The organism is Natrialba taiwanensis DSM 12281, from assembly GCF_000337595.1.
Taxonomy (GTDB): domain Archaea; phylum Halobacteriota; class Halobacteria; order Halobacteriales; family Natrialbaceae; genus Natrialba; species Natrialba taiwanensis.
Window position 1 is genome coordinate 188687 of sequence record NZ_AOIL01000050.1, and the last position, 10928, is coordinate 199614.

The window sequence follows — 10928 nt, forward strand, 5'->3', positions numbered from 1 at the left end:
GATACCGGGACGGGGAAGTGAGGATAGTGGCGGCTGTGTCGGTTGGCCAGGAGGTCATCCACGCCGGCGACGGTGGCGTGTCGTCCGGGCTACTAACAGTTATAGCCAGAAGTTGTGACCACATAAATATGGGCAAAACCTAGAGAATATAGACCAACGCGGCGTGAGCGGATCGAACCGGACTACCGCGGCGGTCGGTGACAGGTGTCGGGCAGGCATCCTGTCGGCCAACCGTCGGTGAAACCGCGATCCGAACTCGCTGTCGTCGAGTGGGGGCCGTTGCGCCCACGCTGCAATGAGAGTACCACCTGCAACGAGTCACCCACCGATCGCAGAGCCATCGTGCGATCGGGCGTGTATCGACTCGCAACGGCGACGGGAGCGGTGCCCGGCGGTATCAGCGAGCGAGTAATCCGACGCTCCGATGGCGGTTGTATAGGTATGCCGAACAGACAGTGACCGTCGACAGCAGGAAGCCGAGGACGGTGATCGCAATCGCGATTCCGAACCCGGCCGCCAGTCCGGAGAGAACGCCGAGGAGCAGCGGAACGGCGACGGCTGCACCGACGTAGATTTGCCGATCGGGGTCCCACGCATCGGTTTCGGTCGCAACGAACTCGGCGTCCCGCCAGATCGCCGGCAGCGTGATGGCACTTGCGGCGACGATGACGATCAGGAGTGCGATACTGCCGACACTCGAGGCCAGTACCGAGCCGCCGCCGGTGAGGCGGGCGAGCGAGATGATCCCGAGCAGACTCAATACGGGGTAGCCGATCAGTATGTACCAGTACCACGGTGCTAAATCGGTCGAATCGACGGCTGGAAGATCACCACGTGACATGGTGCAATCGTCGTAGTAGCCAGGCACGGATAAGGTATCAACAAACATTAGAAATCTATGGAAAACATCTGTAACACGTTTCTAGAGTAGTATATGGGTCGCTCTATTTATTTTAGATACTCTCACTACTGTGTCATTTTATCCCGCTGGCACCGCTACGCTGAGGTAGCCGGTCGGACCGGTGCCCGGTTCGGCCGTCCCAACAACTAACAAATGATTGGTGAACACGCATTCTGTCCGACCAGCGGTGCGTCTCTCTCGCAAGAGCGCCATTACGACGACCGCGGCCGTCCGGAACGCGCTCCGGAGGCTGACGGCTGTTCGCAGAACATCGCTCTCGAGACGCCACTGACGACGGGAAAGCGACGGTCGTCGAAGCGAGCACTGCTGACGTACTTCCGGCGTTGTCACCAACGACACGCCGTCTCGGACGACGAACTGTACGCCCGCGCTGCGGTCACGCTCATGCGATTGAAACGGACGGCGTCGGGCCGAGGTGAGCGCGACGTCATCGTCTGGTACGCACTCGGCGAACGACTCGCTCGTGACGAGTTCGCCGTCGAGTGGATGACCAGCCACGTCGAGCCGCGGTGTCAGAACTGCGGTGGCCGCCTGACGTACCTCGACGGAGCGAACGGATTGATCGGCCGCTGTGGGACCTCGTGTACGGACACTGGTCGGGACCAACTCGCGGTGATCCGCCATCTCGTCCGCTCGCTTTTCAATCGAACGTTTCCCACCTATTCACTGTCAGAGACTGATGCACTCGCGCTACTGTGATCGATCGCGACGGCGTTCGACGATCATCGCCGAGACGAACGTGGCGGTCGAATATGCGGCTCCTGACGGTACTCGCAGACACGCAGCCGAGTATCGACGAGGCGATGGCCGTCCTCGAGTCCCACGACCTCACGTACAGCCTCACCGATCATTCCGACGGCGAGCACTGGACGCTTACCGTTCCGGTCCCTGCACACGCGGTCGAACCGGTCGAAGACCAACTGGAGGCGATCACCGGGAACGTTACCGTCATCGTCGAAGCGCCGATGGCGATCCTCGAAACCGGCAGCGACTCCGCGCGAAATCGGTCCAACCGACGGCCCGAATGGCTCTCGTTCGAGCGCGTCTCCAGAAGCGAATTGCGGTCGAAAGCCCGCTCGCAGCTCCCCTCGTTCATCATCTTCGCCACGATGACGGCGATCAGCAGCGTCGTCGCAACCACCGGCGTCCTCCTGAACTCGCTGCCCGTTCTCGTCGGCTCGATGGTCATCGCCCCGCTGCTCGGCCCGGCAATGGCCGCAAGCGTTGCGACGGTCCTCGACGACCGACCGCTGTTCGTCCGCGGCGTCAAACTCCAACTGCTCGGCATCGTCGTCGCCCTCGTCAGCGCCCTGTCCTTCGCGGCGTTCGCACGCACGTCGACGATCATCTCCTCCGTCGTCGATCTCGAGGCGAGCCTCGGACTCGGCAGCCACGGCTTACCGCCATCCCTGCTCGTCACCGTCGCCATCTGCTCCGGCGTCGCCGGCGGGCTCGGCATGGCAACCACGGGCATTACGGACCTGATCGGGGTGATGATCGCCGCCGCACTCATGCCGCCGATCGGCGTCATCGGCGTCGGCGTCGCCTGGGGCGCACCCGAAGCGACGCTCGGGTCGTTCGTCGTCGTCGCCGTCAACCTCATCGCGATCAACGTCGGGTCGATCGCAACGCTCTGGACCGTCGGCTTTCATCCGTCGGATCGCGCCCGTATCAGGACGACGCGAAGCGCCATCCTGCGACGCGTCGCCGTACTGATCATCCTGCTCGTCCTTGCACTCCGCCTGCTCGAACTCGTCTCGGCCCTCCTCTGATCCGCCGACTGCGACCAGCCGCTGGACGATCCCAGCACCACACGAGCTCACTCCCCACCCCATGACTGACGATTCCTCATCGCCCGACCCAGACCCGGACACTGCGACCTCGCAAACGCCCCCCGACACGGCACAGGACTCGACTGAACTCGGTGCGCCCGACCACGGCAATTCCGAGACGGCCGGCGAAACCGTCCACGATGACGCCGACACAACCGTCGACACAACCGCCGACGCTCCCGCTGACGACTCGACGCCACCCTCCCAGCGGTCGCACTCCGAGTCGGATCGTTCCGGTGACGAGCAGTCATCGCTCGGTCTCTCCCTCGCGGTCTACATCGTTCGGCTGACCGTCGCCGGACTCCTCGTCGGTGGACGTTTGCTCTGGGTCGGCGCTCGAATCGGCATCCAGCTGCTCACCGAAACGAAATCCCGCCGCGACAGCCACCGCTGGCTCTTACTCGAGGGCGACCGTCGCGTGATCGTCGGCGGCTTCGTCGCCGGTATCTTCGTCATCGCACTCCTGCTCGGGGTGAGCGACGTCATCGGCGTCCGCGAGAGCCGATTCGTAACGACGATGTTTAGCACGATGATCGCGGGCCTGTTCTCGTTCATCCCGATCGTCGTCGCGGTCAACCAGTTGATCATCTCGCGGCTGTTCGGCACGCCGGACCGACTGACGGATCGCATCGACGGCGTCCAGGAGTTTCGCGCGCGTATCGAGCAACAGACGGAAGGGGATGGCGTGAGCCCGACCAACCCCGCACCGTTTCTCGCCCGCCTGGCCGGAACGCTCGGCAGCCGCGCCGACGCGCTCGTCTCGGAGTGCGAACGCGACGGGGAAGCCGCGTCCGAGTCAACGGTCGACGACCAAACCGCGGGCTGTTCGATGGACGCCTTCGAGTCCATTCGACGCTTCGCATCGCAAACCCGCGACCACACGCGTGAACTCTCGTCGACGCTTACCGGCAGGACGGACTCCGTCTTCGCTGTCGTCTTGCCGACGATCGATCACGACTACGCGGGTGCCGCCACCGAGGCACGGCGGTTTCGGCGACGGTTCGACGACGAACTGTCCGACCGGGCGTCGGAACTGCTCTCCGAACTCCGGGAACTGTTCGTCGCTGCGGACGCCACGCGACAGTACTTCACGACGATCTACCTCCAGCGCGACCTCGCGCGACTGTCGCGGTGGATCACCTACAGCGGCACTGCGGCGCTGTTGCTCTCAACCCTGGTCATTATGATCTACGCGAGTGGCTATCCGCCGGTCGCCCACGAGGGCCCGCTGCTCGTCCTCGTGAGCCTCGCGCTCGCGGTCGCGTTCAGTCCGCTCGGCGTCCTCTTCGCGTACGTCGTTCGTATCTCCGCGGTCCTCAAACGTACGTCCGCCCCCGGCGCGTTCACGCCGTCGTCCCCGCCGAGCCGCCCATCCGAAGCCGGGATCGAAACCGCCGACAGCGAACCGGCAGCGACCGCTCCGGACCAGCGGCTGAACAACGGCCCGTCGAGCACCCGAGTTCAAGAGCAGGAACGGGAGGACGAGACCGATGGCGATGGGGCGTGATCGAATCCATCGGCGGACCGTCCTCACCGCGATCGGCGTGGCCGCGGTTTCAGTCTCGGCGTCGCTGGCCGGCTGCGGCGAGACGACCGCCGAGTGGACGCCGGCCACCGTTCCGACCGACGCGACGCTGTACGACGTCGGAACGACGGCGACTGGCGCTGTCGCCGTCGGCGAGGACGGAATCGTCCTGACTCGAGGCGACGAGTCGTGGACCGTCGCACTGCCGAACGGCCCCGGCGGGACGGCCGATACGCTTCGTTCGCTCGCGGTGACGAACAACGGCCGCGCGGTCTGGGCCGCCGGCGACAGCGGTGCGCTCGGCCTCTACGACGTCGTCGCCGATCAGGCTGTGGACTTCTCGGCACCGAAGGAGATGACGTCCTCCTGGACGGCGGTCGCCGTCGCCGGTCTCGCCGGCGAAGAACGGATTACGGCGCTCAACGGCTCGGGTGAACTCCTCCACGGGCAACGCGACGGCACGTCGGTCGAGTGGGCCGAGGTGATCGAACCCGGCACCGGTTCGAGCGTCACCGATGTCGCTATCACGCCGCTGTCGTACGTCTACACCGTCGACACGGACGGCGGTGCGTTCGAATCGCGGGACGGCGGCGATACCTGGACGCGTATCGGAATCGATGCGGCGGCCGTCGATTTCGATGCCGTCGCCGCGGTCGATTCCGGGGCGGTCTCCGTCGCCGGCGGCGACGGCACCGTCTGGAACTACAACGGCGTCGGCTGGTCGCGCGCGTCACTCGCCGAAACGGCGATTACAGCACTGGTCCGGAACCGCTACGACGCGCTGGCGATCGCCTCCTCCGGCGACCTCTTCGAGCGCGATTTCGACGGTTGGACGACGCAAACGACGCTCCCGGCCCAAAACGATCCGCTCGCGATCACGCTCGGCACGTCTCGCGCCCCCGAACTCGTCGTCGGCGAGTCAGGGATGGTGATCGAGCGGCAGTACTGACCGTCGGCCGACCGGCACTCGCACCTGTGGCCCGGGTCGCAACTGCAGCCACAAACGACCCCCGCGAGGATACGATCCCGTTACGCTTTACCCCCACCGGGCCGAATCGTGGCTCAATGACTGCCCAAACCGTCCAGCAGGGCGACCTCGTGACCGTCATCGGGCTCGAGGTCCACGTCCAGCTGGAGACCGACACGAAGATCTTCTGTGGCTGCTCGACGGACCAGACCGACGAGCCGAACGAGAACGTCTGCCCCGTCTGTCTCGGCCTCCCGGGCGCGCTGCCGGTGCTGAACGAAGGAGCCGTCGAAGCCGCCGTCAAGGTCGGTAAGGCCATCGACGCCGACATCCCCGAAGAAACCCGCTTTCACCGCAAGAACTACTACTACCCCGACCTGCCCAAGAACTTCCAGATCACGCAGTACGACGACCCCATCTGCGCCGACGGCGAACTCGAAGTCGCTGTCGAGGGCGACCGCCGCACGATCGCCATCGAGCGCGCCCACCTGGAGGAAGACCCCGGCAGCCTCCAGCACGTCGGCGGCGGCATCGACACCGCCGACTACACGCTGGTCGACTACAATCGCGCCGGCACGCCGCTCATGGAGGTCGTCACCGCCCCCGACTTCCGCAGCCCGAGCGAAGTCCGCGCCTTCCTCGCCGAACTCGAGGAAGTGCTCGAGTACCTGGGCGTCTTCGACGCCGAGCGCGACGGCAGCCTGCGTATCGACGCGAACCTCTCGATCATCCCCGCGGACGAAATCGCCGGCGACGGCATCAACGAGATCGGCGCGGACGCACTCGCCGCCGCCAACCGCACCGAAGTCAAGAACATCTCGAGTCACAAGGGCGCGGAGAAAGCACTCGCGTACGAGGAGACCCGCCAGAAGAACGCCATCCAGCGCGGCCGCGCGGTCGAACAGGAAACTCGACACTGGGACGAATCCCGCGGCATCACGGTCTCGATGCGCTCGAAGGAAGAAGAGAAAGATTACCGATACTTCGAGGAAGCCGACCTGCCGCCGCTTCGCGTCTCCCACTGGAAGGACGAACTCTCGATTCCGGAACTCCCCTCGGCCCGCCGCGAGCGCTTCCAGGACGAGTTCAGTCTGAGCGAGGAGGCCGCCTCGAAACTGACATCCACGAAGCAGGTTGCCGACTTCTACGAGGACGTGGCCAGCGAGTTCGATCCCGACCTCGCGGCGACCTGGGTCGCGGACAACCTGCTCGGCGAACTCAACTACCGCGACATGGAAATCACCGACCTCGAAGGTCGGTTCGACGAGGTCACCCGCCTCGTTGAACTCGTCGCGACGGACGAGATCACGGCGAAGAACGCCCGCGAGACCGTCCTCCGGTCGATGCTCGACGACGGCCGCACGCCGGACGAAGTCGTCGCCGAGGAGGGACTCGGCAAGACCGGCGAGGACGAAGTACAACAGGCCGTGGTCGAAGCCATCGACGAGAACCCCGGTGCGGTCGAGGACTACGAATCCGGCGACGACGGCGCGATCAACTTCCTCGTCGGCCAGGTCATGCAAAAGACCGGCGGCAGCGCTGACCCCGGCGATGTGAATCAGTTGCTCCGGACTGAACTCGAGAGCTAACGGGTTTTTCACTCGTTCGCTCAGTTTCACACAGACTCGCGTCCACGCTCGCTTTCACTCAGCCGCTCACTCACGTTCAGACTTACGCTCGCGCTCACCCACATTCCCACCCGCATTCACTCTTCCTCAGCCGCTCACTCTCTCACTCACCACCGTCGATCCCCGCGCGTCGTTCCGGTACCCAGTGAGTTATTATCGCTCGACGGATGCATCTCGGTATGGACCGTATTTCGCTGGGTAACGACGAGTTCGAGGGACACAACAATTCCTACGTGCTCGAGGACCCGGACGGCGACGAACTCGCACTCGTCGATACGGGCGTTGCGACCCCCGACGTTCGAGCGGACCTCCGAGCAGGACTCGCGGACCGCGGCTACGAGTTCGCCGACGTCGACGCGATCGTCCTGACACACTTTCACGTCGACCACGCCGGCCTCGCCGGCGAGATTCAAGAGGCGAGCGGGGCGACGGTCTACGTCCACGAGGCCGACGCGCCGCTGGTCGAACAGGACCCCGAGGAGACTGCTGCGCTTCACGAACGCCGACGGGCGTCCCTCGACGAGTGGGGCGTTCCCGAGGGCCCGAAATCGGAACTGCTCGAGTTCGTCGACGCCTCCTCGCGGCTCGAGGGCGAACCGGTCGACACGACGCCGATCGAGGACGGCGACGCGATAGAGGTCGGCGGTCGCACGCTGGAAGCGGTACACGCACCCGGCCACGCGGCGGGTCTCTGTTGCTTCGAACTCGTGGACGGGCCGGAAACGGCGGACGACGACACAGCATTCGTCGGCGACGCCCTCCTGCCGGTCTACACGCCGAACGTCGGCGGGGCTGACGTCCGCGTCGAGCGGCCGCTCGAAGAGTATCTCACGACGCTGCGAACGATTGCGGATCGCGACTACGACCGCGTCTGGCCCGGCCACCGGGACCCGATTCCGGACCCGAGCGATCGCGCGATGACCATCGTCGACCACCACCGGGAGCGGACGGAAAACGTCCTCGACGTGCTCGCGGACCACGGCCCGGCGAACCCCTGGACCGTCAGCGCGCACCTCTTTGGCGACCTCGAAGGGATCCACATCGTCCACGGCCCCGGCGAAGCCTACGCCCACCTCGATCACCTCCGCCACGAGGGCATCGTCGAGTTCGACGACGGGGAGTACCGCCTCCTCGAAGACGCCGGTGAACTCGATCTCGACCACGTCGTCGCGGCCGACGACTGAGTGGTCTGCTGTACCGAGTTCACGGCACAACCGCAGGACAGGTCACGGTTATGCTGGAATTGGCTGACAGCAGTCCGTACGAATGGGAATCGACGAATGCGGTACGAGTACTGGTCCCGGAGTCGCTGTGAATGCCGGCCGTACTGCTACCCGTTTCGGCGTTAATTGGTTCGTATGGTCAAACCATCGACGATCTTGATCCTTCTCGGGATCGTCCTCATCATCGCACCGATTCCGCCGATCGGGATGATTCTCGGCCCGATCGCGCTCGTGCTGGGAATCGTGCTTCGGATACTGACGGATCTGTGACCGCGAGTTCGGAACGCTATAACAGCTGTCGGCACTCGCCGAGCGGCGGGAACCACAGCGGTTCTTCGGCCACGGCGTCCCAGACGATCGGATGGAACGCGTCCGCGTCGGTGACCAGCGGCGACTGAAAGTCCCGAGCGGACATGCTATTCACCGTCGCTCCGGCGGCGAGTTCAGTAAACGCCGGCACCACGAGTACGTCCGCCCCCTCGTAGGCCCCGGGACCGAAGAGAAAACAGGGGCGTTTGCGGCCCTCGATCGAGAGAGCAGGGTGGTCGTGACCGACGACGTACAGGGAGGCGTCGAGAGTTGGCGGTTCGTGGCCGTGACAGACGACCACGCTCTCTTGGGCTTCGCTCTTACACTCACTCTCGTTCTCATTCTCATTCTCATTCTCGTTCTTACTCGCGGGCGGGAGTCGGCACGCCGCCCTCGTCTCCCCGTCGAACACCGACGAGAGCATCGCGTCGTGGTTGCCGGGTGTCACGACAAGCGATGCGCCGGCATCGGCGACCGTCGACTCGAGCGCAGCCAGCGCGTCCGTGACTCCGCGGGGAACGCGATCGAACGCGTGCAGCAGGTCGCCGGCGACGACGACGGTCGCCGGCCCCAGCTCCGCGAGCAGGGTTCGAAGGCGCGCTCGTGAACTCGCGTTCGTGCTGTCGGCGATCGGAGCGTCGACGGCGGAGGCGGTGCCGCGGCCGAGGTGGAGATCCGCGACGACGAGCGTTGCCGAGTCGGGAACGAAGGCGGCGCGCGAGCGGAGAACGAACGGAACGTCGGGTGGGCGTGGAGTCACTGTTTCGCTACTGTTCGAGGGCGCTCGGCGCGTACGCGGGCCGCCGATCCTCGACGTCGAGGGCTTCGAAGAGGTCGTACTCGGTACCGGTCAGGATGTAGAGCACATCTTCCAGGGGCGCGAGCACCTCGGGAACGAGTCTAACGACGATGTAGGTGATCCCGAGGAGGGCGACGATCGACAGCGACTGGGCGATGTAATTGTGGGAGACGAGAAACGAGACGCGGTCGGGTTCGGCACCCATGTAGGTCGTCAGCAACGAGACCAGCGGCTCCTGCTGGAACCAGCCCCACGGCGAGGCCAGGCCGATGAAGATGTTTCGTCCGAGATTCAAGATCCAGATGACGCCGATCGCCACGGCGAACGCCGAGACCTTGCGCTTTAGCGGTGCCGTCACCGACGCGATCAGCCCGCCGAAGATTGCCATGCTCCCGATTCCGGTACAGGAGAGGACGATGTAGGTCGTCCGGCCGGTCACCGTCTCGGACGGATCGAAGGCGAACTTGCTCTGGTAGCCGTTCGTTCCCTCGATAAGCCCGGGACTGTACCCGAGCAGTTCCATCCCGTAGTGGGTCTGGGCCGCCGTCGTCTCGATCAGCCACGTCCGAACGACCGGTATCGTCTCGGCCGGCAGGTAGATCAGGCCCATAAAGGCGACCGCCTTCGAGAGCAAGAGCAACGACGTGCGACCGCCGTAGAGGAGGTACGCGGTGTACGCGGACAGCGGTAACGCCGCGAGCGCGAGGAGCGTCTTGATCGGACTCTGGGCGTCCGCGAAGTAGTACGGCACCATCGTCAGCCAGAAGACGCCGAATACCAGCCAGGCGGCTCCGGCCAGAATGCGCGCCGAATCGACGTTCCCGAACCACTGCAGGAGGGCCGCAAACATGAACGCGCCGATCGCGATCCACGCGAGCGCGTCCGTCAGCGGCGAGTTCAGGATCGCCGAGAGGGATGCGGGTGAGCGTGCGGCGGCGTCGCCTGCGAACTCGAGGCCGGCGGCCGGCACTGCATCGGCCGCGGCTGAAGCGAGCGGCATAGTCAGGCTAATCCGAAGGACTCTCTCGCTATCAACTTGACGCCTTGGCCGTCTCGTGTCAAGATGGTAATAGCACGACGACAGGGGCGAGGCGACACGGCGGTCGTCGTCTGGTGTCCGACGTATCGAAGCCGTTTTCCCCGGTGCACCGTTTTGAGACAGTATGAACGGCGGTAGCGACATGACCCTGGCGTTCGAACTCGAGGCGTTGAAGGAGTTCGCATCGCCGGAGAGTGTGTTCGAGGACGCCCGCGGCTGGACCGAGTACATCGGCGTCGTCTCCGAGAAGCCGACGTACGTCGTGACGAACTTCACCCGAAAGAATCGCATTCGGCAGGACTTCTTCTCGGGTCCGCGCGGCAAGGAGGAGAGTCTCGAGGGCGTCAAAGACCAGTTCGACACCGAGCGCTACGTCTACGTCGGCATCGACGACGCGGACGAACAGTTAGCCGAAGACGTTGAGTGGGAGTACCTCTCGGTCGCCGATGCCGCGGAGGCGGCCGACTGGGTGCTGGCGACGAGCGTCGAGGAGGAGACGGACGACTCGGAACCGGTACGAGACGACTGGCCGTAACGCGTCGTTTCCGTTTCACCGAGTTCTATTGAATCCACGGACGGCATCGGGGTAAGTCGGCAGAACGATTGAGGTGAAGCGGAAGAGGCGTCTTTGTGCAGAAGATTCTCTTCCGCTTCGTCAAACAGGCTGTCTCGATAGCACGAAAA

The 10928-nt window shown here is 64.7% G+C and carries 11 protein-coding genes; 8 read left to right on the top strand and 3 right to left on the bottom strand.

Annotated elements, in window-relative coordinates:
• Nucleotides 1–397 precede the first annotated feature (397 nt).
• Nucleotides 398–841 carry a hypothetical protein gene (locus C484_RS14820; protein ID WP_006664526.1) on the bottom strand — a complete coding sequence of 148 codons (444 nt, stop codon included), beginning with the start codon at nucleotides 839–841 and terminating at the stop codon, nucleotides 398–400.
• A gap of 213 nt (nucleotides 842–1054) precedes the next feature.
• On the opposite strand from C484_RS14820, the gene C484_RS14825 reads away from it, so the two are divergent.
• The 7 genes from C484_RS14825 to C484_RS14855 all read left to right on the top strand — a co-directional run bounded on the left by C484_RS14825 (nucleotide 1055) and on the right by C484_RS14855 (nucleotide 8367).
• Nucleotides 1055–1621 carry a hypothetical protein gene (locus C484_RS14825; protein ID WP_006826717.1) on the top strand — a complete coding sequence of 189 codons (567 nt, stop codon included), beginning with the start codon at nucleotides 1055–1057 and terminating at the stop codon, nucleotides 1619–1621.
• 53 nt (nucleotides 1622–1674) lie between these two features.
• Nucleotides 1675–2694 (top strand): TIGR00341 family protein, encoded by a 1020-nt coding sequence (locus tag C484_RS14830; protein ID WP_049915498.1) that lies wholly within the window; start codon nucleotides 1675–1677, stop codon nucleotides 2692–2694.
• A 61-nt stretch (nucleotides 2695–2755) separates the two neighbouring features.
• The gene (locus tag C484_RS14835; RefSeq protein WP_006826719.1) at nucleotides 2756–4261 is read left to right on the top strand and encodes a hypothetical protein; all 1506 of its coding nucleotides are present in this window, start codon (nucleotides 2756–2758) and stop codon (nucleotides 4259–4261) included.
• Nucleotides 4251–5228, top strand: a complete 978-nt coding sequence (locus C484_RS14840; protein WP_006826720.1) for a hypothetical protein — start codon at nucleotides 4251–4253, stop codon at nucleotides 5226–5228. The genes C484_RS14835 and C484_RS14840 overlap by 11 nt, the downstream gene beginning before the upstream one ends.
• A gap of 116 nt (nucleotides 5229–5344) precedes the next feature.
• Nucleotides 5345–6835 (top strand): Asp-tRNA(Asn)/Glu-tRNA(Gln) amidotransferase subunit GatB, encoded by a 1491-nt coding sequence (gene gatB / locus C484_RS14845; RefSeq protein ID WP_006826721.1) that lies wholly within the window; start codon nucleotides 5345–5347, stop codon nucleotides 6833–6835.
• Between the two features lie 218 nt (nucleotides 6836–7053).
• Nucleotides 7054–8058 (top strand): MBL fold metallo-hydrolase, encoded by a 1005-nt coding sequence (locus tag C484_RS14850; protein WP_006826722.1) that lies wholly within the window; start codon nucleotides 7054–7056, stop codon nucleotides 8056–8058.
• Nucleotides 8059–8232: 174 nt separating this feature from the next.
• A complete protein-coding gene (locus tag C484_RS14855) occupies nucleotides 8233–8367 on the top strand; it encodes a hypothetical protein (protein ID WP_049915480.1) in 135 nt (44 codons plus the stop codon).
• 16 nt (nucleotides 8368–8383) lie between these two features.
• Here the strand turns inward: C484_RS14855 and C484_RS14860 are convergent, their stop codons facing one another.
• Both C484_RS14860 and artA read right to left on the bottom strand, forming a co-directional pair.
• Entirely contained in the window at nucleotides 8384–9166 is a 783-nt protein-coding gene (locus C484_RS14860; protein ID WP_006826723.1) for a metallophosphoesterase, read from the bottom strand.
• Nucleotides 9167–9173: 7 nt separating this feature from the next.
• Entirely contained in the window at nucleotides 9174–10205 is a 1032-nt protein-coding gene (gene artA / locus C484_RS14865; protein WP_006826724.1) for an archaeosortase A, read from the bottom strand.
• Nucleotides 10206–10368: 163 nt separating this feature from the next.
• On the opposite strand from artA, the gene C484_RS14870 reads away from it, so the two are divergent.
• Nucleotides 10369–10779 (top strand): DUF7124 domain-containing protein, encoded by a 411-nt coding sequence (locus C484_RS14870; RefSeq protein WP_006826725.1) that lies wholly within the window; start codon nucleotides 10369–10371, stop codon nucleotides 10777–10779.
• Nucleotides 10780–10928: the final 149 nt, after the last annotated feature.